Genomic DNA, 21,367 nt, shown 5'->3' on the forward strand with positions numbered 1-21,367 from the left:
TCATCGTTGCACGCCCGGACGCGCCGGAGGCACCGCTGCGAGCAACGCGCGCGTGTACTCGTGTTCCGGATGCGCGAACAGCTCGGCGGCAGAGCGGTATTCCACCGATTCGCCGCCGCGCAGCACCAGGACGTCGTGGCTCATCCGCTCGATCACGGCCAGGTCGTGGCCGATGAACAGGTAGGTCAGGCCACGGTCCTGCTGCAGCCGGGTCAGCAGGTCCAGCACCTTGGCCTGCACCGAGACATCGAGTGACGCGGTGGCTTCGTCGAGGATCAACAGCTCGGGCGCCACGGCCAGCGCCCGGGCGATGTTGACGCGCTGCCGCTCGCCGCCCGACAGTTCGTGCGGATACCGTGCCGCGTAGTCCGCCGGGAGCTCGACGGAGTCCAACAGCTCACGCACCTGCGCCCGCCGGTCCCTGGCCGCACCCGCCAAGGGCTCGGCGATCGAAAGACCCACCGGGATACGCGGATTGAGCGACGAGAACGAATCCTGGAAGACCAGAGCGATCCGGCGGCGTACCGCCTTGCGGTCACGGCGCTTGACCGTCAGCACGTCGGTGCCGTCGAGGAGTGCGCGACCGCCGTCGGGCGCGACGAGACCGGTCAGCGCGGCCGCCACGGTCGACTTTCCCGAACCCGACTCGCCCACCAGCCCGAGGGTCGTCCCCCGGCGGATGCGGAACGACACGTCCTTGACCGCGTGGACCACCATCCGGCCCGTCGGCGTGCTCACGGGAAACCTGACGTCCAGATCGGAGACGTCCAGCAGTGTCGGGGTGTCCGGGACGTCGCGGGCGGGGTGTCCCAAAACCGGCCTGGCATCGAGCAATTCGCGGGTGTAGGCCTGCTGCGGCGCATCGAATATCGCGTCGACCGGTGCCTGTTCGACGGCCGCACCGCCGCGCAGCACGGTGACGGTGTCGGCGACCTCGCCGATCACCCCGAGGTCGTGACTGATCCACACCACGGCGGTACCGAACCCGCGCTGCAGTTCCCGCACCAGCTCGATGATCTGGGCCTGTGTCGTGACGTCGAGGGCCGTCGTCGGCTCGTCGGCGATCAGCAGTTCGGGGTCGCAGGCCAGGGCGATCGCGATCATCACCCGCTGACGCTGGCCGCCCGAGAGCTGATGCGGATAGCTGCGCAGCCGCCGTTGCGGGTCGGGCAGGCCCACGGCCTCCAGCAGTTCCAGGGCGCGCACCGCGGCGTGCCGGCGGGTCACCTGCTTGTGTGTTTCAAGAGATTCGGTGATCTGCCGTTCGATGGTCAGCAGCGGGTTCAGCGAGGTTCCGGGATCCTGGAAGACGAACCCGATCCGGCCGCCGTGCACGCGCCGCAACGTCCGCGCCGGGGCGCCGACGAGTTCCTGTTGTCCGGCAAGGGCACTCGAGCCGGTCACGATCGCGCCGGGCGCGTCGAGCAGCCCGGTCGCGGCCAGCACCGTCGTCGACTTGCCCGAACCGGACTCGCCGACGATGCCGAGCGTCTGCTCGGGCTCGACCGCCAGTGAGACGCCGCGCACGATGTCGCGGCGCCCGATCCGGACGGCCAGATTGTCGACCGCCAGCACGCTCATGAACGCCGCCGCGCCTCGATCATGGTGCGCTGCTTGGGATCCAGGACGTCACGCAGCCCGTCACCGAGCAGGTTGCACGCCAGCACGATGACGACGATCGCCGCGCCGGGGAACACCGCCATCCACCAGGCCAGGGTGACGAAGCCCTGCGAATCGAAGATCATCCGGCCCAGTGACGGCTGCGGCGGCTGGATGCCGAGCCCGAGGAAGGACAGCGCGGCCTCGGACAGGATGGCGAACGCCAGCGACAGCGAGGTCTGGACGATGAGCGGACCGGTGATGTTGGGCAGGACGTGCCGGCGCAGGATGTAGGCCGTCCCGGTCCCCATGGTGCGCGACACCGCCACGTACGGCTCCTCCCGCACCGCCAGGGTGCTGGCCCGTGCCACCCGCGCGAAGATCGGCACGTAGACGATGCCGATCGCGGCGATCGTCGTGCCCAAGCCCGGCCCCAGCACCGCGACGATCGCCATGGCCAACAGCAGCACCGGGAACGCGAACATCACGTCGACGACCCGCATCACCACGGTGTCCAGCCAGCCGCCGCGGTACCCGGCCATGACGCCCAGCGCTGTGCCGACCACCGCCGCGCACGCCACGCTGACCACCGCCACCGTCATCGACGCCTGCACGCCGGTCAACACGCGGGACAACACATCGCGGCCCAATTCGTCGGTGCCGAACCAGTGCGCGCCGCTCGGCGGCCGCAGCGCCTGCGGCACGTCGACATCGTTGATGCCGTACGGCGCCAGCCGGCCGGCACCCACGGCGACGACCACGGCCGCGGCCACGACGGCGGCGCTGACCACCGTGACGGGATTCCTGGGCAGCCTCATGACAGCCGAATCCGCGGATCGACAACTGCGTACAGCACATCCACCACCAGGTTGACGGCCAGGAACAGGACCGCGATGAGCAGCACCGCGCCCTGGATCACGGGATAGTCGCGCGCGGCCACCGACAGGTAGACCAGCCGGCCCAGGCCCGGCCACGCGAACACCACCTCGACCACGATGACACCGCCGAGGATCGTCGCCAGCTGGATACCGGTGATGGTGAGGATGGGAACCAGGGCATTGCGCACGACGTGCCGCAACGTGACCACCCGCGGCGGCAGGCCTTTCGAGCGCGCGGTGCGGACGTAGCCCATGGCGGACACCTCCAGCACCGCGGAGCGGACGTAACGCGTCATGATCGCCGCGGCCACCAGACCCACGGTCAGGCCCGGCAGGATCACGTGGCGCAACCAGCCCGTCGGATCGTCGAACAGCGGCCGGTAGCCCGATGTCGGCAGCCAGCCCAGTGTCGTGGAGAACAGCGAGATGAGCAGGATGCCCAGCCAGAAGTCCGGCACGGACACCCCGAATTGGCTTGTGACCCGGACGATCACGTCGCTGAGCCGGCCCTCGTGCGACGCCGCGTAGATGCCGGCGGGCAGCGCGATGGCCAGAGCCAGGACGATGCCGACCACGGCCAGCGAGACGGTGGCGGGCAACCGCTCGGCCAGCACCTGGGCCACCGGGTCGCCGCTGCGGAAGCTGACGCCGAGATTGCCCGTCGCGGCATGGCCGAGGTAGCTGAGGAACTGGGCGGGCAGTGGCCGATCCAGACCGCTCGCGTGACGGAGGGCGTCGTACGCCTCGGGTGTGTACCGCGTCCCCAGGGCGATGCGCACCGGGTCACCGGGAACCAGATGAGCCAGGGCGAACACCACGATGAGGACGCCCACCAGCACCACCAGTGAGTAGGCGAGCCGACGGGCCAGGAACCGCAGGATGGTCATGGCCGGTCACCGCCGAGTACCGCGTCCCGGAACCGAATTGCCTTGTCGCGCCTGGCCTCATAGCCGGTGAGCCGCGGTGACCAGGCCTGGACCACCGCGGGGTTGTACAGGTAGAGGTAGCTCACCTGGTCCGCGATGAGCGTCGCCGCCTGCGCGTAATCCTGGTGCCGCGCTTGCGGATTGGTCTCGGTACGACCGGCGTCCAGCAGCGCGTCGACGCGCGGGTCCGAGAATTTCTGGGCATTGCTCGCACCGCCGGTGTGATGCTGCGCGTAGTAGAAGTCGTCGGGGTCGATATTGCCGAGCCAGCCCATCATCAGCATGTCGAAGTGACCGCTGTGCTGTTCGTCGAGCCACGTCCCGAAGTCGACGGTGCGGATGGTGACCCGGATGCCCAGCGGCGCGAGGTTGTCGGCGATCACCTGGGCGGCGGTCACCGTCTGCGGGTACTCGCTGGTGACCAACAGGTCCATGGCGGTCGGCGCCGAGCCGGCCTGCCGCAGCAGCGATTTGGCGTGGTCGATGTCGTAGCGGTACTTGTCGTAGGGCGTGTACCACGGATTGCCCTGCGGGATCGCGAGCTGATTGGCCTGCGCCGCACCGTAACTGGTGGCCTGCACGATCGACGCCCGGTCGATCGCGTAGGCGATGGCCTGCCGCACCCGGACGTCCTGCCACGCCGGCCGGGCTTCGTTGAGGGCCAGGTACCAGTAATCGTTGCTCGGCGTCACCGCGAGGTGGATCGAATCATCGCCGCGCAACTGGGCGACCCGCTGCGGTGGCACCGCGTCGGTCCAGTCGATCTCACCGGCCTGCAGCGCCGACAGCGCCGTCGACGGCTCGCTGATGAAGCGGAACGTCACGCCCGGAATGCGCGGGGCGCCGGCCCAGTAATGCGGATTTGCGCGCAGCGTGATTGCATCACCGCCGCGCTGGCTGACGAAGGCGAACGGCCCGGTGCCGATCGGGTGGCCGGCGATCTGCCCGTCCTCGACGTTGCGGCGCTGCACGATCGCCACACCCTTGAACCCGCCGAGGTTGGTCAGCAGATTGGGGGTCGGGTGGGACACCGTGATCCGGACCGTGTGGTCGTCGGCCGCGGTGACGTCGGTGACGGCACTGAGCTTGTCGGCGTTGGCGAGCTTGCCGTCGATGATCCGGCGGTAGGAGTAGACGACGTCGGCGGCGGTGAGCGGGCTGCCGTCGTGGAACGTCACCCCGGGCCGCAGGTGGAACGTCCAGGCGCGTTGATCAGGCGAGACGTCCCACGACTGCGCGAGGGCGGGCCGCATGGTCAGGTTGGCGTCCGGCTCCACGAGGGTGTCGAAGACGTTCTCGAGGACCTCGAACGAGAAGTACGCGCTGGTCTTCTGCGGGTCGAGTTGGTCGGGCTCGCCGGAGATCGCCGCGATCAGGTATCCCGCGTCCTGGCCCAGGTCAACGCGTTGTGCGGGCGCGCAGGCCCCCGCCATGACGACGGAAACGACGACGAGCACGGCTGCAACCAGTCGCATGTCCGTCACTTCCGTACCGGGGCCGGCATGAAGCGGAGGCCGGCGCACTCCTGCGGCCCCTATACCCGGCGGCGCACCGGTTCACACCTGGAACAGCGATATGTGCAGTTCAGGGTGCGGAGGGATATCGAACTGAGCTACGATGCCCGCGGACGTTTTCTTCCTAACGTCCTGCTCTACATGAGAGAAGTTGGTATATGCCACAGGGAACTGTGAAATGGTTCAACAGTGAGAAGGGCTTCGGCTTCATCACTCCCGACGACGGCTCCAAGGATCTGTTCGTCCACTACTCGGAGATCCGTAGCAACGGTTTCCGTACCCTCGACGAGGGCCAGCGGGTCGAGTTCGAGGTCGGTCAGGGCAGTAAGGGCCCGGCCGCAACCGGAGTCACCGCGGTCTAACTAAGCCCGTAAAGCTCAGTGGGCTGGTGTGGAGCATTTCGCACCAGCCCACAACTCTTTCTTGACACTGTCGACGGATGCTCCGCGTCCTGACCTGAGCATCCGCTCGACAGCACGCACGGGTTTCTTCGGCCCATTGCCGGTCGACCCGCGCGCTTCCTAGAGCCACCCGAGCGCACGCGCGCCGTTGTGGAGCACCATGGCCCCGATGACGACCATGATCGCCGCCATCAGCGCGGCGTTGTTCTTCTCCATCCAGTCTTTGAGCCGCCGCATCGTGTCATCGAGTCGGGCACCGGCGATGGCGTAGGCCAGTGTCGGGATCGCCACCGTCGACGCGGCGACGATCACGAAGAAGGCCGCGGCCAGCCAGTCACCCTCGATGCCGAGCCCGGCGGTGCCGATCGCCAATCCGGCTGGCACACAGATCAATACGACGTCGGGGCGCACCACGACCAGCGCCACACCCATCGCCGCCGCGCGGGCCGGCGTGACGGTCGCGATCTTCTTCATCCAGCCCGGTGAATCCGTGCTGTTGTGCCGGGTGAACCAGCGATAGATGCCGAAGATGATGAGCGCGGCACCCAGCACCACCCGCAGCCACGAAGCCCACTCGGGCGGCGACTTGTGGCCATGGTGCGCGCCGCTGAGCAGATGCGAGGCCTGCACGCACACGGCCGTCACCACCGCCAGGCCGACGGCCCAGCCGGCGAGGAACGCCAGCCCTGTCGGCCGGGGACGCGGCGCCTGCAGGACCAACACCGCCGGGATGACGGTGATGGGCGACAGTGCCACCACCAGTCCGAGCGGAACCAGCCCGGTCAACACGGTGCCCCAGCTTCCAGTCATGGGCAGCAATCTACCCAGTGGAATCGTCCGGGGCCGCCACGATCGTCAATATGCGTCGACGTACGATTTCAGCGAACTTGTTCGGCGATTTCTGGCAACTAAACGGCGCGCACCGGTAGGTTGCCAGTTACTAGGCGATATTCACACTGAGGAGGTGGCATCGTGCGACGACAGCAAAATATTTCAGTTGGTGTCAGCGACTCATCGGGACACCAGGTGAATACCGGTTTGTGGCGCGGAAAGCCGGTGCGGTACCTCGCCCTGCTGGCGCTGCTGATCTCGGGGACGGCGCTCGGCTGCGGCACCGACGATCTCCAGGCGCTGCCGAGCCCGCAAGGGGCGGCCCACACGTGTTCCCCGTGACCACCGCGCCCTAGGACCCCTTGAGGTCCCGGTCCTTGCTCGGCTGCACCCGCTTCGGCTCACCCGGCATCTTGGGATAGTTCGGCGGATACGGCAGATCCCCCAGCCCGCGGTCCTCGTCGGCCTGCACCATCTCGAGCAACGGTTCCAGGGAATGCGCCACGTCATCGATGCCGGCCCACGGATCGTCGCGCTCCGCAAGCAGTTTCGGCACGGTGGCCATGGTGTAGTCGTCGGGATCGGCGTCGGCGAGCTCGGCCCACGACAGCGGCGTCGACACCGTGGCGATGGGCGTCTTACGCACCGAGTACGCCGAGGCGAAGGTCCGGTCCCGCGCGTTCTGGTTGTAGTCGATGAACAGCCGCTCGCCGCGCTCTTCCTTCCACCACGACGTCGTCACCGCGTCGGGCGCGCGCCGCTCCACCTCGCGGGCCAAGGCGATGCCGGCCCGGCGGACGGCGATGAAGTCCCACTCCGGCTTGATCCGGACGAAGACATGGACGCCGCGGCCGCCCGACGTCTTCGGATACCCGGTCAGGCCGAGTTCATCGAGGATCGGTTTGAGCACACCGGTGGCGATCTCCCGGGCCTCGGTGAATCCGGTGCCGGGCTGCGGATCGAGGTCGATGCGCAGTTCGTCGGGGTGCTCGACGTCCGGACAGCGAACCTGCCACGGGTGCAGCGTGATGGTGCCCATCTGCGCGGCCCAGATGATGGCCGACGGGTGGGTCACCTTGAGCGCGTCGGCGGTGCGGCCCGACGGGAAGGTCACGGTGCAGGTCTTCAGATAATCCGGATGCTTTACCGGAACGCGCTTTTGGTAGATCTCCTCACCCTCGATGCCGTCGGGGAACCGTTGCAGGTGCGTGGGCCGGTCCCGCAGCAGCGTCACCATCCGCTCGGCGACGGCCAGGTAGTAGTCGACCATCGTGCGCTTGGTGCCCTTGCTCCCGAGCTGCGGGAAGTACACCTTGTCGGGGTTGGTGAGCCGGACGGCGACCCCGTCGACGTCGAGTTCTTCTGCGGCACTTGCCATCACGAGTTCTCCAGGACGTCGTACAGGTCGTAGTTCAGCGGCACGTCGAGCTGATCGAAGGTACAGCTCTGCGGGTCCCGGTCCGGACGCCAGCGCCGGAACTTCACGGTGTGCCGGAAGCGTCGACCCTGCACGCTGTTGCCCTCCATCTGGTCGTACGCCACTTCGCATACCCGCTCAGGACGGATCGGAATCCAGGTCTTGTCCGCGGCGGAATTCCAGCGGCTGGGTTCACCGTCCTGCGCGTCGCCGGTGCGCAGCGGTTCCAGTTCCGCCAGCAACGCGATGCGGTCCTTGACGGTGAAAGACGCTGCGCCACCGACCATGTGGAGATTGCCTTCGTCGGTGTAGAGCCCCAGGAGGATGGACCCGATGCCCTCACCACTCTTGTGGATGCGGTAACCGATCGCCACACAATCCGCGTCCCGGGCGTGCTTGACCTTCACCATCTCCCGCTTGCCCGGCAGGTAGGCGCCGTCGAGGCGTTTGGCGACCACGCCGTCGAGTCCCGCGCCCTCGAATGTGGTCAGCCAGTGTGCGCCGAGTTCGGGGTCCTCGGTGGTCCGCGTGACGTGGCACCACTGCTTCTCGCTCACCAGGTCCTGCAAGGCGGCGCGGCGCACGCGGAACGGTTCGGCCAGCAGGATGCGGTCGCCGTCGGCCAGCGCGTCGAAGCCGATGAAGTGCGCCGGCGTCTGTTCCGCGAGCATCTGCACCCGGCTGGCCGCGGGATGGATGCGCTGGCTGAGTGATTCCCAGTCGAGCCGGATGCGGCCGTTGATCTCCCGCGGCACCACCACCTCGCCGTCGAGCACACAGCGCGGCGCGATCTCGTCCCGCAGCGCCGCAAGCAACTCCGGGAAGTACCTTCCCAGCTCTTTTCCGTTGCGCGACTGGAGCACCACTTCGTCGCCGTCGCGGAACACCAGGGCGCGGAACCCGTCCCATTTCGGCTCGTAGGACCACAGCCCGGCCTCGTCCGGCACCTTCACGGCGGCCTTGGCCAGCATCGGGTCTATCGGTGGCTGCACGGGTAAGTCCACACTCTCCATACTCACGTAGACCGGCGCGGGTGGGCAATCTCATCGCGCGGCGCGTTAGATTGCGGTCGTGTCCCAATCCCCCGCCGGCCGGTTCGCGCCGAGCCCGTCTGCCGATCTGCACATCGGCAACGTGCGGACCGCGGTGCTGGCGTGGTTGTTCGCGCGGTCGACGGGCCGGCGGTTCCTCGTCCGAGTCGAGGATCTGGACGACCGCACCTTCCCCGATGTGGCGCAGCGGCAATTGGACGACCTGGCGGCCGTCGGACTGACGTGGGACGAGCCGCCCGAATACCAGGCCACCCATGAGGGCCGGTATCTCGCCGTCGTCGATGACCTCACCGCGCGCGGCCTGACGTTCGAATGTTTCTGCAGCAGAAAGGACATCCTGCAGGCGCCGCGCGCTCCGCATGCGCCCGAAGGCGCGTACCCGGGCACCTGCCGCAACCTCAGCGACGACGAGCGTGCCCAGCGCCGCGCGGCCGGACGACCGCCGGCCATCCGATTACGTTCGGACACACACGAATACACCGTCACCGACCTGCTGCACGGCACCTACACCGGCGTCGTCGACGACTTCGTGCTGCGCCGCGGCGACAACGTCCCGGCCTACAACCTGGCCGTCGTGGTGGACGACGCCGCCCAGGGCATCGACCAGGTGGTCCGCGGCGACGACCTGCTGCCGTCGTCGCCGCGACAGGCGTATCTGGCTGCGCTGCTGGGCTATTCGCAGCCCGTCTACGCGCACGTTCCGTTGGTTCTCAACGCCGAGGGCAAGCGGCTGGCCAAACGCGATGGCGCGGTGACGGTTTCGGAGATCGGCACGGAGGCGGCGTTGGCACAGATCGCGACGTCGCTGGGCTACACCGCAACGACGCTCGACGGCATGCTGGCGCAGTTCGACCCGGCCAGGCTGCCACGCGAGCCGTGGATCTTCACGGCTACCCGCCGAGAATGAGCTTGTGTGCCAGTATCGAAGCGGATGTGACACATGAGCTCAGTTTCGGCCCGGGCCTACACACGCCGCGGCACTCCGAAGACCTTGGCCAGCAAGAAACCGCGTACCGATGCCGGGATGTTCGTCATGAGCGCGGCCTGCAGCTTGGGCCCCAGCCCGACGATGTACCGCGGCCTGGGCCGCCGGGCGGTGAGCGCTTCCTCCACCACCGCAACGACTTTCGCCGGGTCGACGGCCATCTTCTGCGACAGCGGCACCGTCTTCTTGAAGCCGGCGATATGCCGGCTGTACAGCGCGTGATGCGCGGGCGAGACTCCCGACTCCAGTTCGGCGACCATGTCGTCGGCCTTGCGCCACATGTCCGTATCGGTCTGTGCTGGCTCCACGACCACGACCGGAACACCCCACGGCCGCATCTCGATGCGCAGTGCTTCGGCACCGGCTTCCAGTGCGAACTTGGACGCCGCGTAGGCACCCACCATCGGTGTCGACAGCTGGCCGTTGACGCTGGAGATGAACACCACGCGGCCTCGGGACTCCCGCAACTTGGGCAACACCGCCGCCGTCACGGCGAACTGACCGACCACGTTGACGTCCAACTGCTTCCGCCAGTCCGCGGGGGTGAGCGTCTCGACGGGACCGGCGACCACGATGCCGGCGTTGTTCACCACGGCGTCCAGCCGGTCCGGCAACGCCGCCGACAGGGCCGCGACATCATCGTCGGAGGTGACATCGAGGATCACCGCCGAAATCCGTTGCGGTGCCAGCGCCACGACCGCGGCAGCGTCGGCCTTGGTGCGGACTCCGGCGATGACATCCCACCCGGTGGCGGCGAGGTGCTGGGTGATGGCCAGCCCGATACCGCGGCCGGCACCGGTGACGAGAACTGAAGGCATGTTCGCGAGGGTAATGGCCGGGATCAGACGGTGACCGGCAGGGTGGCCAGGCCCCGCAGCGTCAGGTTGGGCTTGTAAACCGGTTCACCCGCCAACTGCGCGTTGGGGAATCGTGCCGCCAGCGCCGACAGCGCCACAGACGCCTCCAACCGGGCCAGCGGCGCGCCGAGACAGAAGTGCGGGCCCTTGCCGAAGGCCAGGTGCTTGATCACGCCGCGGTCCGGGTCGAATTCGCCGGGCCGGTCGTACATGCGCGGATCCCGTTGTGCGGCAGCCAGAAGCAGCATCATGATGTCGCCCTTGGGCACCGCCACGCCACCGATCTCGATGTCCTCGACGGCGACGCGGCTGGTCAGTTGCACCGGCGGATCGAACCGCAACGTCTCCTCGACGATCGTGGACGCCCGCGACGGATCGGCTGCCAGGGCCGCCCAGTGCCGCGGGTTGCGCAGCATCGCCAGCGCGGCGTTGGCGATGAGGTTCACCGTCGTCTCGTGCCCCGCGATCAGCAGCAGATTGCAGGTCGCCACGATCTCTTCGGAGGTCAGTTGGTCGCCGTCCTCCTCAGCGGCGATCAGCGCGGAGATCAGGTCCTCCCCCGGCGAGCTGCGCCGCTCCTCGATGAGCTCCCGCAGATACCCGCGCAGCCACAGACCGGCCTCCATGAGGTCCGTGTTGTCCTCCGCCGGCTCGTCACCCGCTGCCACGAAGGGGTCCAGCCCACCTGCCAGCAGCGCCGACGCCCGGCTGAACAGCGGCTCGTCCGCCATCGGCACACCGAGCAGCCGGCAGATCACCGCCACCGGCAGCGGATAGGCCAGGTCGGCCACCACATCCATCGTGCCCGTCACGCCGTCGAGCAGCCCGTCGACCATGGTCACGATGTCGGCCTCGAGGGCCTTGATCACCTTGGGCGCGAACGCCTTCTGCGCCAACCCGCGCAGCCGGGTGTGATCCGGCGGATCGAGGAACAGGAAGCCCGGCTCACCGAACGGGCGGGCCGGCCGCTGCCCTGCGGCGATCTGCTTCTGCGTCACCGTCGACTTCAACCGGTCGTTGGCCGATGCCGGGTGCCGCAGCACCTCGTCACACTCGGCGAAACCGGGAAACACGACCAGGTTCGCGTCGGGCAGCGCCAGCGGCCCGGCCTCGAGGAATCGTTCGTACAGCGGGTACGGGTCAGCCCGGTTGCCCGGATCCATCAACCCGAGAAGCAGCGTTTGCGGGTCGATCACTCCAGGTGCACCAGTCATACCGCCAATTGTGCACAGCCCGGGATCGTCGCAGGTGGCCAGCTATCGGGACCCGTAATAGCGCCCCAGCACGTGGTCCCGCAGCTCGTCGAACTCACCGGCGATGATCGCAGCGCGGATCTGGTCGACGAGCCGGATGATGAAGCGCTCGTTGTGGATGGTGCCCAGCGTGGACGCCAGAATCTCCTTGGCCTTGAACAGATGATGCAGATACGCCCGGGTGTAGTTGGCGCACGTGTAGCAATCGCATTCGGCGTCAATGGGATTGAAGTCGCGCTTGAACCGGGCGTTGGTGATGTTGAAGCGACCGGTCGCCGAGTACATCGCGGCGTTGCGGGCGACCCGCGACGGCGACACACAGTCGAAGGTGTCGGCGCCGGCTTCGATGGCGGCGAACAGATCATCGGGCTCACTGATGCCGAGCAGATGCCGTGGTTTGTCGGCGGGCAGTTCGTCGGTGACCCAGCCGACGATGGTCGCCAGGTTCTGTTTCTCGAGGGCGCCACCGATGCCGTAGCCGTCGAAGCCGTGCCCGTCCTCGTCGACGATGCCGACGAGCCCCTTGGTGGCCTGCCGGCGCAGGTCCTCGTACTGCGCGCCCTGCACCACCCCGAACAGCGCCTGCGCCGGCTTGCCCGTGCGTTCGATGCTGAGGCGGCGGTGTTCGGCCAGGCACCGCACCGCCCACCGGTGGGTCCGTTCCATCGAACGTTCTTGATAGGCACGGGTGTTCACCAGGGTCGTCAACTCGTCGAAGGCGAAGATGATGTCGGCGCCCAGCTGATGCTGAATGCCGATCGACACCTCGGGCGTGAACCGATGCTTGTCACCGTTGAGGTGCGAGCGGAACGTCACCCCGTCCTCGTCGACGTGGGCCAGCCGCTCTTTTCCCTCGGCGATGATGTCGTCGGCCTGCAACCGGGCCGTGTCCATGGCCAGTACCTTCTTGAAGCCCACCCCGAGCGACATCACCTGAAAGCCGCCGCTGTCGGTGAACGTCGGCCCGGGCCAGTTCATGAAAGCACCGAGCCCGCCCGCCTCGTCCACCACATCAGGCCCCGGCTGCAGGTACAGGTGGTAGGCATTGGACAGAAGCGCCTGCGCCCCAAGTGATTTCATGGTCTCCGGCAGAACGCCCTTGACCGTCGCCGCGGTACCGACGGCGATGAACGCCGGGGTCTGGATGTCACCGTGCGGCGTGTGGATCACCCCGGCCCGGCCACGCCGGTCCGGCAGCTGCGCGGTGACTTCGAAGAACTGCTGACTCACCGGTGTATTCAATCAATTCCCCGACCCGACACCCGAATGCCGGCTAACTACGCGGAAACAAACAGGTCAGGACGGTTACAGGGATTTTCTGTGAATTTGGTGAAAGGCCCGTTGGCGAACCCCATAATGCACTGGATGACCCGCCGTCCGGACGGTTCGCACTAATTAGGAGCACAAGTTATGAAGCGTGGTTTGGTTGTCGCGGTCGCTGGTGCCGCGGTTCTGGCCGCCGGCCTGACCGGCTGTTCCAAGGACGACAAGAAGTCGTCCGGCTCGTCGGCCACCGCGTCGGCCTCGGCGTCGTCGGCTGCGGGTAACTCCACCGCAGGCTCCGGCACCGCAAAGGTCAGCATCGACGGCAAGGCCCAGGACGTTCAGGGCCAGATCGGCTGCACCACGGCGGCCGGCAACGTGGTCATCGCCATCGGCAACGCCTCGGGCGGCCTGGGCGTCACCCTGACCGACGCCGACCCGCCCGTCGTCAAGACCGTCGGCCTGGGCGCGGTCAACGGCGTGACGCTGGGCTACACCGACGGTGTCCCCGGCGGCGAGGCCAAGGCCACCAAGGACGGCAAGACCTACAAGGTCAGCGGCACCGCCACCGGCGTCGACATGGCCAACCCGATGGAGCCCACCAAGAAGCCCTTCGAGATCGAGGTGACCTGCCCCTAGCAGGTACTCACGACAGACACGGGTGGTGTTCCGGATTGCCGGAACACCACCCGTTCTGCGTTGCAGGAGAAGTTGCAAATTCCCGCCTAAAGGCCTGGTCGCGGGAGTACCGTCCGGTTCACGCCTAGCCGGGGGAACGCCGATGTCAGTGCAGATGTGGCCAACCAGAAGTCCCGCCGTTCGCGGTGTGCCGCGCATCTTCCTGTTGGTGGCGCTGTGCTGTGCGCTGCTGGTGAGTCCCGCCACCAACATCACGTCGAGCTTCGTCGTCGGCCTGATGAACACGGTGATCGGCATCGGCGGGCGCGGCGACCCGACGTCGGCCAACATTCCGGCCAAGCTCAACCACACCGTGGTGCCGCCGGGCTACGCTTACCTGCCCATCAACTACCCCGCGTCGATCCAGCTGTCGGCGAGCACGACCGTCTCCGGGCCGAAGGTCTACAACGCCATCACGTCCCGACCCGGCGAGCAGCTGATCGTCGCCGGCTACTCGGAGGGCAGTCTGGGCGCCGAGTGGGCCAAACGCCGGCTCCTGGCCAATGGCACCGGCCCCGCACCCTCGCAACTGTCGTTCGTGATGATCGGCTCGCCTTTCGCCGGCAACGGCGGCATCTTCGAGCGGTTCCCCGGCATGAATGTGCCCTTCATCGTCAACAACCAGGGCCCGTCCGCGCCGTCGCCTTACGACACCACGTTCTATACGCGTGAGTACGACCCCTACGCCGACTTCCCGGCGTATTTCAATCCGCTGTCGTTGGCGAACAGCCTGCTCGGCGTGATGTACGCGCACCCCGACGCGTACTACGACTCGTACATCCCCGGCACCACGCCCGCCATCATCACCGTCGTGCCCGACAACGGCGCCGGCGGAACGGACACCTACGTGTTCATCAGGACTCCCGATCTGCCGCTGCTGGTGCCGCTGCGCATCGGCGCCGGTGCCATCGGATTGACACCGCTCGTCAAACCGCTGCTGGACGCTGTCGAGCCGCTGCTGCGGGTGCTGGTCGACATGGGCTACACCGACCGCGAAAACCTGAATCCGGCCAAGAAGACACCGTTCTCGTTGTTCACTCCGCTGTCGAAGATCGTCGAGACGCTGAACGCGATACCCGGCGCCCTGCAGGAAGGCGCCAACAACTTCGTCGACGACATCCGGGCCGAACTGCACCTGCCGCCCCTGGCGGCGACACCGACGGCCACTCCGCCCGTCGCTTCTCTGGACGTCTCTGCCAAGAAGACCGCGGCGCCGGTGGCGGCGACCGTCGAGGACAAGCCGGCGGCGAACACGAAGGTCGACGACACCGACACCAAGACCGACGTCAAGACGGACCCGAAGACCGACGTCAAGGCGGACCCGAAGGCCGACGCCAAGAGCCAGCCGGCGCAATCGCCCGCCGCGACGCCGGCCACCGACACCGATCAGAAGTCGGCCGACGCCACCGAGCCAGAGACGAAATCGACCAAGCCCCAAGCAGATCCGGACACGCCACCGGCCAAGTCGACGAAGCCGAAGACCGATCCCGACGCACCGCCGGTGAAGGTCACCAAGCCGAAGAAAAAGAAGAACGCGCCCACCGCGGACGCCGACACCCCGAAAGATGCCCCGAAGACCGGGCCGAAGACGGGTGCCACGGCCGCAGCGAAGGACACCCCCAAGACCGAGCCCAGCCCAGCCGCGGCCTGAGCCGCCGTCAGGACGTCGGTTCGGGCCGCGTGATGCGCCAACCGAGTTCGGCCCGCGACCGGATCCCCAACTTCCGGTAAATCCGGGACAAGTGCACCTCCACCGTCTTGGCACTGACGAACAACTTCGCCGCCACCTCACGATTACTCATCCCCGACGCCACCAACTCGGCAATCCGACGCTCCGAAGCCGTCAGCACCGCACCCCGATCAGACCGCTCATCGATCCGACCCAACGCACGCCGCGCCTGCTCCGCCCACAACGGCGTACCCAACCCCTCGAACGCCGCCAACGCCTCCTGCAACGTCACCACCGCCACCGCCCGCCGACGCTGACGACGCTGCAACTGCCCCAACACCAACACCGTGCGCGCCCGCTCAAACGGCATCGACAACCCGTCATGCTCGACCAACGCACACTCAGCGACCGCAACCGCCTCATCCACACGGCCCAGCGCACCCAACACCAGAGCCCGGCACCGCCCACCGACCGCCAACATCCACCCACGGCCCAACCGCCGGCCATTGGCCTCCAAAGCCACCACCAACGACTCGGCCTCAGCCAATCGACCCAACCCCACCAACGCCTCCACCGCATCAGGCACCCACTCGGCGACGTAAATCTCCGTCGCCTCGGGCCGCTGCGCGAAGGTCGACAACAACGGCTCGAGCGCGGCCAGCGCGGCGTCGTAGTTGCCCAGCGAGAGGTCCAGGAAGCCGAGGGCCATGATCGCCCATCCGGTCAAGATGAAGCACTCGGACAGGGGCACGGTGGCAAGGACGTCGCGGACCGCGTCACGCGCGGTGTCCTCCCTCCCCGCATACGCGGCGCACCGCGCGCGCATGACCAGGGCCGCGGTGTGGTGGAAGCCGCCGAGATGCACGGCGCGTTCCATGGCGTCGTCTGCCAGCAGCGTGGCGGCGGCAAGGTCCCCGCGCCAGATCTCGTTGTGGACGGCGTTGATCGCGACAAAGTTCTGGTCGGTCTCCACTCCGCCGTCGATGCACTGCTGCCTGATGGCGCGGAACTCGGCGCGTGCCGCATCGAGTTTCCCGGTGCACGACCACAAGGTGGCCCTGTGCATGCGGGGCAGGAAGAATGCCGACGTGGCCGCGTCTCCGTCGTCCAAATCGATTGCCCGCTGCAGACTTTCCTCGTCGACGCCCTCGCCCAGCCAGAATCGCACCAAGGTCCGCATGCTCAGCGCCTGACTCAGCAACCCGGGCTGCCCGAGCCGGGTTGCACAATCGGTGGCTTCGTCGATTCGGCGTGCCGCGAGCGCGTGCTGGTCGATGTTGTAGAGCGCAAACGACATCGGCACCAAGATCTGCACCCGCGCCGCCAGATCGGCTGCGGCCTCATCGAGAGCACACTCGAGCAGTCGAGCTGCCCCGCTGTGACTTCGATCAACGATCTCGATGGCGCCGAGCAAGCTGAATGCTTGCGCCCGAACCGGTCCCGGGACAGCTTCTCCCACCGTCCGATTGAGCAGCGCTCGGGCGCGGTCGGCGTCGCCGGCGTTGTAGTGGTGGCTCGCCTGGCGGATCCGGCGCTCGGGGGTGTCGCCGCCGAGTCCGGCTGCCAGATCGAGCAATTCGGCCGCGGCGGCCGGGGCACCCCGGATGAGCGCTCTCTCCGCGGCGATGTCCAGGGCCTCCAGCGTGTGCGGATCGCCCCGCGTGACCGAGAGCGCGAGATGACGGGCGTGCAGCTCCGGATCGTCGATGGCCGCAGCCAGCCGGCGATGCGTCGCACGCCGTTGCGCCGGGGTCGCGGCAGCATAGACCCCGGCCGCCAACAGTGGGTGCGTGAAGCGAATTCGCTGCCCCTCGATCCCGACGATCCCATTGGCCTCGGCGTCCTCCAACAGCGCCACGACGCCGTCCGCCGGCAAATCCGTCACGCGGGCAACAAGTTCCACCGACGGGGTGGCAGCACACGCCACCACCAACAACGCCTCGCGCGCGTCAGCGCCGACGCTGCCGATCCTGTCCTGGACCAACTCGGCGAGCGAGCCCGGCCATGACATCTCGCCTGTCGACGTCGGAGTACCGATCGTGCGGGCCAGTTCGAGCGCATAGAACGGGTTGCCACCGGAAATCTCGTGAATCCGGACCATGGTGGGCCGGGGCAGACTCAGCCCCAGCCGCTCGGCGAGCAGACCGTGCAATTTCCCAAGGCTCAAGGGCGACAACTGGATCCGGGTGATCGCGTCCGCTCTCGGCAGCTGCAGCCACGACACCGGGGCACCGCGTAGAGGTTCGGTGCGGACCGTACCGACCACGGCGACCCGGCCCACCAGTCGCCGCGCGGCGAAAGCCACCACCTGCCGGCTCGAGGTGTCCAGCCATTGCAGATCGTCGATCGCGATGATCACCGGCGACTCATCAGCCAGCCGCTCGATCACCGACAGGAAGCCGGCCGCCACCGCCCGCGGATCCGTCGCCTCATCATCGTCACCCGCCCCGCGCAACAACACCCGGTCCATCGCGATCCGCTGCGGGGCAGGCAAATCCGTCAACACTGCGGTCTCGACGGCGCCCAACAGATCGGCAAGCGCGGCGTAGGCCAACACCGACTCGGCCGCAGCCGTACGCGCTGACAACACCCGGACGCCCGAGGTGCGTGCCTGATCGATCACCGACAACCACAGCGTCGTCTTCCCGATGCCGGCCTCACCCTCCAGAAGCAAGGCGGCGGGCCACCGTGACGAGGCCAGGAACTCGCCGATCACTCGCGGCTCGTCCAGGCGATTTCCCAGCACACCGCGATTATGCGCTGTGAAATTCCTTGGGGATACCCCTACGGAAACTATGCGTCAGCCCGGAAACTCGATGTCTTTCGCCACACTGAGACGCTGCGCGGGAAACCCGGCCCGGTCACATGTCCGGGTGACGATGTCGGCGGAGTCGGCCACGAAAATCCCGAAAGCCACCTCGTCGTTGGGCACCGAAATCACGGTTGCGACGCGTACCGATGCCTCGGTGGTGGACAGCGACAGGGCTGCCGCAGCAAGCGTCGCGGCCGCTTCAGCAAGCATCGGCCCGATGAAACTCGGGTGGTACCACTCGACGAGGTAGCACGGCTCCACCGGAAGCATGAACGCAACGTATGACATGGACCGCGCGAGCGATATAAGGGTTCTCCCTAACTCTTCGTCAGCGGGTCTATTCCTGCGGCCGAGCAATGCGCCAGCCCAGCTCTGCCCGCGACCGGATACCCAGTTTCCGGTAGATCCGCGACAGGTGGACCTCCACCGTCTTCGCGCTCACGAACAATGCCGCGCCGACCTCACGGTTGCTCATCCCCGACGCCACCAACTCGGCAACTTCGTGTTCGGACGCCGTCAGCACTTCATCGGGGTGCGCCCGCGGATCGATGCGACCGGCGGCTCGACGGGCCTGTTCGACCCATAATGTGGCACCGAGCTTCTCGAAGTCCGCGGCAGCCTGCTGGAGGGTCTCCAGCGCCGCGGCCCGATGCCGCTGACGACGCTGCAGCTGTCCCAGGACCAGCAAGGTCCGCGCCCGCTCGAACGGCATCGGCAACCGGTCATGCTCGACGAGCGCACGCCGAACCGTCTCGCTCGCGCCTGCCAGATCACCCTCGTCGGCCAGGAACAACGCCCGACAACGTCCACCGCAGGCCAGCATCCACGGCCGGTCCAGCCTTCGCCCGTTGCTCTCCAGCGCGTCGATCAACGGCCCGGCTTCGCGGCGCCGCCCCACTTGGATCAATGCCTCGACGGCGTCCGGCAGGAACGGCGTGACATAGATTTCCGTGGCCTGTGGCATGGCCGGCACCGATGGCAGCAGAGGTTGGAGCGTGGCCACCGCGTTGTCGTAATTGCCCAGCGAGACCTCCAAGAAGCCCAGTGTGGTCCGCGGCCACACAGCGACCAACGCGGAATCACAACCCAGGGCGAGGTCCAGCGCCGCCAGGGCGTCATTTCGAGCCCGATGCTCTTTGCCCGTGTGCGCGGCCACTGCTGCCCGCAACATGAGCCCCACAGCGTGAGGTATGTCGCGGTCGAGTTCGTGGGCACGTTGCGTCGCCTCGTCGGCAATCTGTGCCGCCTGGGCGAAACGGCCCTGCCAGATCGCGTTGAGACCACGGTGGAAGTCGACGAATGTCAGTCGGCCTTCCTCGCCACGGTCGAGGTACTCGCGCCGGATGGCCGAGAGCTGGTCGCCGGCAGCACCGAGCCGGCCGGACCCGGCCAGCAGCTGGGCCCGCAGCACCTCGGGATTCATCAGCGAAGCGCGCGCCGACTCCGGGTCCGACAGTTCCAGCACCCGACTCATCGCCGCATCATCGACACCGTGCCCGGACAGGAAGCCCACCAGGACCTTCATGGCCAGCGCGATGCTGCGCAGTGGCGACACATCCAGCCGATCAGCGGCGGCCACCGCTTCCGTGGCCCACTCGGCGGCACGCTCGACGCGGCCGAGATTGAGTTCGGCGAAGGCCAGTGGCACCAAGGTTTCGACGCGCAACACCTGATCGTTCGCGATGGCGTGGAGTGCCTCGCGGAACAGGTCCACGGCGTGCCGCGTGCTGCCGTCCTGCAGCGTGAACAACCCCAGCAGGAACAGGGCCCTGGCACGGACATCTCCGGGCGGCCCCGACGCAATGACGTCACCGAGAACGCTGCGCGCCCGGTCGGCATCACCGGCACTGAAGTGCAAGGCTCCCAACATCATTCGCCGCTGCAGGGTGTCGCCACCGAGATCGACCGCCAGCTCGACGAATTCCGCGGCCGCGGCCGGGGCACCTCGGCGATGCGCAGCGACCGCGGCCACGTCCAGCGCGCTCAGCATCTCGGCGTCGCCGGGTGCGCCGGACAGCGCCAGATGCCTGGCCTTCAGCTCGGCGTGGTCGACGAGAGTCGCCAGACGACAGTGCATTTCACGTCTCGCGGCGGGGGACGCGGCACGGTAGACCCCGTGCGCCAGCAGCGGATGACTGAACCGGACACGGGCGCCGTCCACTGCAATGATGCCGCGGGCCTCGGCATCGGCAAGCCTGGCGAAGACGTCGTCGGCGTCGACTCCGATCGCCCGCCCGACCAGTTCCGCGGTCGGGGTGCCCAGGCACGAGACCGCCAGGAGCGCCTCACGCACGTCGGGCTCGAGCCCGTCGACCCGCTGCCGCACCAACTCGGTCAAGGACGGCGGCAGCGCGCCGGACTGCAGGTTTTCGGCGGGGCCACGGGCGAATTCGATGGCATAGAACGGATTTCCGCCGGACACTTCGTGGATCCGCAGCATCGTCGGCCGGGAGAACGAGCGCCGCAGCCGATGTGACAGCACCGCGTGCAAGGCACCGATGCTCAACGGCCCCAACCGAATCCGTTGCAGCGCCTCGGGCCGGCGCAGTTGTAGCCACAGTGCCGGGTCCGCGCCGACGGCCGTCCGGACGGTGCCGATCACCTTGACGGGCCCACTGAGCCGGCGCGCGACGAACGCGATCGCATGGATGCTCGAGGTGTCGAGCCACTGGGCGTCATCGAGCGCGAGCAGAACCGGCGCGCGTTCGGCCAGCCGCATGATGACCGCGAGCAAGGCGGCCGCCACGGCCCGCGGATCGGTGCCGGCACCGTCGTCGGCGGCGCGAAGCAGAATGCGATCGAGAGCGCGGCGCTGCGGAACCGGCAAGAAGTCCAGTGTCGCCGGTTCGATATCGGCGAGCAGATCTGCGAGCGCCGCGTACGCAAGGGCTGATTCGGTGTCCGCGGCGCGGGCGAACAACACGGTGAATCCCAGTTCGCGGGCCCGGTCGACCGCCGACAGCAGCACCGTTGTCTTGCCGATCCCGGCTTCACCGTCGACCAGCAACGCCCCGGGCTCCGCGCCACCGAGAAAACTGCCGACGAGCTCGGCTTCGGCCGGACGGCCCAGCAACTCGGACGGCATTCTTTCGGCCTATCTGCCGACAGTCAGTGGGCAAATCCAACAAACGCCATGACCATGCACTTCATCCATCACAGTAACGCCCAGCCGTGGGTTTTCTGGCACACCGGAGATTATGCGCTGTGAAGTCGCTTGGGAATAGCCCTGAAG

General features: G+C 67.6%; 18 protein-coding genes. 5 read left to right on the forward strand and 13 right to left on the reverse strand.

Features of this window, described 5'->3' with window-relative positions; translation table 11 throughout:
- Genes VXD91_RS15860 through VXD91_RS15875 form a run of 4 tightly spaced genes read right to left on the reverse strand, consistent with a single transcriptional unit; the run spans position 1 to position 4,878 of the window.
- Complete coding sequence (locus VXD91_RS15860) at positions 1 to 1,581, reverse strand: ABC transporter ATP-binding protein (RefSeq protein ID WP_346415862.1); 1,581 nt, start codon at positions 1,579 to 1,581, stop codon at positions 1 to 3.
- Entirely contained in the window at positions 1,578 to 2,417 is an 840-nt protein-coding gene (locus tag VXD91_RS15865; protein WP_346415863.1) for an ABC transporter permease, read from the reverse strand. The genes VXD91_RS15860 and VXD91_RS15865 overlap by 4 nt, the downstream gene beginning before the upstream one ends.
- Positions 2,414 to 3,364: an ABC transporter permease gene (locus VXD91_RS15870; RefSeq protein ID WP_212807402.1), complete on the reverse strand. Its 951-nt coding sequence runs from the start codon at positions 3,362 to 3,364 to the stop codon at positions 2,414 to 2,416. The genes VXD91_RS15865 and VXD91_RS15870 overlap by 4 nt, the downstream gene beginning before the upstream one ends.
- Positions 3,361 to 4,878, reverse strand: a complete 1,518-nt coding sequence (locus VXD91_RS15875; RefSeq protein ID WP_346415864.1) for an ABC transporter substrate-binding protein — start codon at positions 4,876 to 4,878, stop codon at positions 3,361 to 3,363. Before VXD91_RS15875 ends, VXD91_RS15870 begins: the two co-directional genes overlap by 4 nt.
- Positions 4,879 to 5,075: 197 nt before the next feature.
- On the opposite strand from VXD91_RS15875, the gene VXD91_RS15880 reads away from it, so the two are divergent.
- The gene (locus tag VXD91_RS15880) at positions 5,076 to 5,279 is read left to right on the forward strand and encodes a cold-shock protein (protein ID WP_020101067.1); all 204 of its coding nucleotides are present in this window, start codon (positions 5,076 to 5,078) and stop codon (positions 5,277 to 5,279) included.
- A 159-nt stretch (positions 5,280 to 5,438) separates the two neighbouring features.
- On the opposite strand, the gene VXD91_RS15885 is transcribed toward VXD91_RS15880, so the two are convergent.
- Positions 5,439 to 6,128, reverse strand: a complete 690-nt coding sequence (locus tag VXD91_RS15885; RefSeq protein WP_346415866.1) for a GAP family protein — start codon at positions 6,126 to 6,128, stop codon at positions 5,439 to 5,441.
- 216 nt (positions 6,129 to 6,344) lie between these two features.
- Between VXD91_RS15885 and VXD91_RS15890 the strand changes: the two genes are divergently transcribed.
- Entirely contained in the window at positions 6,345 to 6,491 is a 147-nt protein-coding gene (locus VXD91_RS15890; RefSeq protein WP_212807405.1) for a hypothetical protein, read from the forward strand.
- Between the two features lie 10 nt (positions 6,492 to 6,501).
- Here VXD91_RS15890 and ligD read toward each other — a convergent pair whose 3' ends face one another.
- Together ligD and VXD91_RS15900 are read right to left on the reverse strand one after the other, a co-directional pair.
- A complete protein-coding gene (gene ligD, locus VXD91_RS15895) occupies positions 6,502 to 7,527 on the reverse strand; it encodes a non-homologous end-joining DNA ligase (protein WP_346415867.1) in 1,026 nt (341 codons plus the stop codon).
- Positions 7,527 to 8,579: an ATP-dependent DNA ligase gene (locus VXD91_RS15900; RefSeq protein ID WP_212814531.1), complete on the reverse strand. Its 1,053-nt coding sequence runs from the start codon at positions 8,577 to 8,579 to the stop codon at positions 7,527 to 7,529. Before VXD91_RS15900 ends, ligD begins: the two co-directional genes overlap by 1 nt.
- Positions 8,580 to 8,637: 58 nt before the next feature.
- On the opposite strand from VXD91_RS15900, the gene gluQRS reads away from it, so the two are divergent.
- The gene (gene gluQRS / locus VXD91_RS15905) at positions 8,638 to 9,525 is read left to right on the forward strand and encodes a tRNA glutamyl-Q(34) synthetase GluQRS (RefSeq protein ID WP_346415868.1); all 888 of its coding nucleotides are present in this window, start codon (positions 8,638 to 8,640) and stop codon (positions 9,523 to 9,525) included.
- Positions 9,526 to 9,581: 56 nt separating this feature from the next.
- On the opposite strand, the gene VXD91_RS15910 is transcribed toward gluQRS, so the two are convergent.
- Genes VXD91_RS15910 through tgt form a run of 3 tightly spaced genes read right to left on the reverse strand, consistent with a single transcriptional unit; the run spans position 9,582 to position 12,943 of the window.
- Positions 9,582 to 10,421, reverse strand: a complete 840-nt coding sequence (locus tag VXD91_RS15910; RefSeq protein ID WP_346415869.1) for an SDR family NAD(P)-dependent oxidoreductase — start codon at positions 10,419 to 10,421, stop codon at positions 9,582 to 9,584.
- A 23-nt stretch (positions 10,422 to 10,444) separates the two neighbouring features.
- Positions 10,445 to 11,674: a cytochrome P450 gene (locus tag VXD91_RS15915; RefSeq protein WP_346415870.1), complete on the reverse strand. Its 1,230-nt coding sequence runs from the start codon at positions 11,672 to 11,674 to the stop codon at positions 10,445 to 10,447.
- A gap of 42 nt (positions 11,675 to 11,716) precedes the next feature.
- Positions 11,717 to 12,943 (reverse strand): tRNA guanosine(34) transglycosylase Tgt, encoded by a 1,227-nt coding sequence (gene tgt / locus VXD91_RS15920; RefSeq protein ID WP_346415871.1) that lies wholly within the window; start codon positions 12,941 to 12,943, stop codon positions 11,717 to 11,719.
- Positions 12,944 to 13,123: 180 nt separating this feature from the next.
- Between tgt and VXD91_RS15925 the strand changes: the two genes are divergently transcribed.
- A complete protein-coding gene (locus VXD91_RS15925; protein ID WP_212807411.1) occupies positions 13,124 to 13,615 on the forward strand; it encodes a lipoprotein LpqH in 492 nt (163 codons plus the stop codon).
- 142 nt (positions 13,616 to 13,757) lie between these two features.
- A complete protein-coding gene (locus tag VXD91_RS15930) occupies positions 13,758 to 15,305 on the forward strand; it encodes a PE-PPE domain-containing protein (RefSeq protein WP_346415873.1) in 1,548 nt (515 codons plus the stop codon).
- Between the two features lie 7 nt (positions 15,306 to 15,312).
- Here VXD91_RS15930 and VXD91_RS15935 read toward each other — a convergent pair whose 3' ends face one another.
- The 3 genes from VXD91_RS15935 to VXD91_RS15945 form a co-directional block, all read right to left on the reverse strand.
- Positions 15,313 to 18,069, reverse strand: a complete 2,757-nt coding sequence (locus tag VXD91_RS15935; protein ID WP_346415874.1) for a LuxR C-terminal-related transcriptional regulator — start codon at positions 18,067 to 18,069, stop codon at positions 15,313 to 15,315.
- Positions 18,070 to 18,123: 54 nt separating this feature from the next.
- Complete coding sequence (locus tag VXD91_RS15940; RefSeq protein ID WP_212807413.1) at positions 18,124 to 18,405, reverse strand: hypothetical protein; 282 nt, start codon at positions 18,403 to 18,405, stop codon at positions 18,124 to 18,126.
- Between the two features lie 67 nt (positions 18,406 to 18,472).
- Positions 18,473 to 21,220 carry an AAA family ATPase gene (locus VXD91_RS15945; protein ID WP_346415875.1) on the reverse strand — a complete coding sequence of 916 codons (2,748 nt, stop codon included), beginning with the start codon at positions 21,218 to 21,220 and terminating at the stop codon, positions 18,473 to 18,475.
- Between the last annotated feature and the right edge of the window lie 147 nt (positions 21,221 to 21,367).

Source organism: Mycobacterium sp. SM3041 (assembly GCF_039668335.1).
Classification (GTDB): Bacteria; Actinomycetota; Actinomycetes; order Mycobacteriales; family Mycobacteriaceae; genus Mycobacterium.

Bases quoted from the DNA above. Each gene is read 5' to 3' on its own strand.
- VXD91_RS15930 (WP_346415873.1), top strand. From the start codon at position 13,758: ATGTCAGTGCAGATGTGGCCAACCAGAAGTCCCGCCGTTCGCGGTGTG.
- VXD91_RS15925 (WP_212807411.1), top strand. From the start codon at position 13,124: ATGAAGCGTGGTTTGGTTGTCGCGGTCGCTGGTGCCGCGGTTCTGGCC.
- VXD91_RS15870 (WP_212807402.1), bottom strand. From the start codon at position 3,364: ATGACCATCCTGCGGTTCCTGGCCCGTCGGCTCGCCTACTCACTGGTG.
- ligD (WP_346415867.1), bottom strand. From the start codon at position 7,527: ATGGCAAGTGCCGCAGAAGAACTCGACGTCGACGGGGTCGCCGTCCGG.
- VXD91_RS15885 (WP_346415866.1), bottom strand. From the start codon at position 6,128: ATGACTGGAAGCTGGGGCACCGTGTTGACCGGGCTGGTTCCGCTCGGA.
- VXD91_RS15860 (WP_346415862.1), bottom strand. From the start codon at position 1,581: ATGAGCGTGCTGGCGGTCGACAATCTGGCCGTCCGGATCGGGCGCCGC.
- VXD91_RS15910 (WP_346415869.1), bottom strand. From the start codon at position 10,421: ATGCCTTCAGTTCTCGTCACCGGTGCCGGCCGCGGTATCGGGCTGGCC.
- VXD91_RS15945 (WP_346415875.1), bottom strand. From the start codon at position 21,220: ATGCCGTCCGAGTTGCTGGGCCGTCCGGCCGAAGCCGAGCTCGTCGGC.
- VXD91_RS15915 (WP_346415870.1), bottom strand. From the start codon at position 11,674: ATGACTGGTGCACCTGGAGTGATCGACCCGCAAACGCTGCTTCTCGGG.
- VXD91_RS15875 (WP_346415864.1), bottom strand. From the start codon at position 4,878: ATGCGACTGGTTGCAGCCGTGCTCGTCGTCGTTTCCGTCGTCATGGCG.
- VXD91_RS15880 (WP_020101067.1), top strand. From the start codon at position 5,076: ATGCCACAGGGAACTGTGAAATGGTTCAACAGTGAGAAGGGCTTCGGC.
- VXD91_RS15940 (WP_212807413.1), bottom strand. From the start codon at position 18,405: ATGCTTCCGGTGGAGCCGTGCTACCTCGTCGAGTGGTACCACCCGAGT.
- VXD91_RS15865 (WP_346415863.1), bottom strand. From the start codon at position 2,417: ATGAGGCTGCCCAGGAATCCCGTCACGGTGGTCAGCGCCGCCGTCGTG.
- VXD91_RS15900 (WP_212814531.1), bottom strand. From the start codon at position 8,579: ATGGAGAGTGTGGACTTACCCGTGCAGCCACCGATAGACCCGATGCTG.